Genomic DNA, 400 nt, shown 5'->3' with positions numbered 1-400 from the left:
AATCCAAGGGTTTCTGCTCGAGCAGTACGGCACGGAGGTCTCGCCGGAGTTCGTCAGCTCGGTGACCGACGCGGTGATGGACGAGGTCACGGCCTGGCAAACGCGGCCTCTGGAGACGATGTATCCGGTGGTGTTCTTCGACGCGCTGCGGGTCAAGATCCGTGAGGACGGCGTGGTGCGCAACAAGGCCGTTTACTTGGCGCTGGCGGTGTTGCCAGACGGCACGCGCGACATCCTGGGCCTGTGGATCGAGCAGACCGAAGGCGCCAAGTTCTGGATGAAGGTGTTCAACGAGCTCAAGACCCGCGGCACGCAGGACATCCTGATCGCTGTCACTGACGGTCTGAAAGGCATGGAGCAGGCGCTGAACGCGGTGTTCCCGGCCACGACGCTGCAGACT

1 protein-coding gene is annotated in these 400 nt (G+C 63.0%); it reads left to right on the top strand.

From position 1 onward, the window contains the following. A partial coding sequence (locus AC6CIE_RS27820; protein WP_498094976.1) for an IS256 family transposase occupies positions 1-400 on the top strand: 400 nt, incomplete at both ends.

It is taken from the genome of Achromobacter sp. GQ309 (genome assembly GCF_059759315.1).
This window is presented reverse-complemented; position numbering and strand designations above follow the sequence as displayed.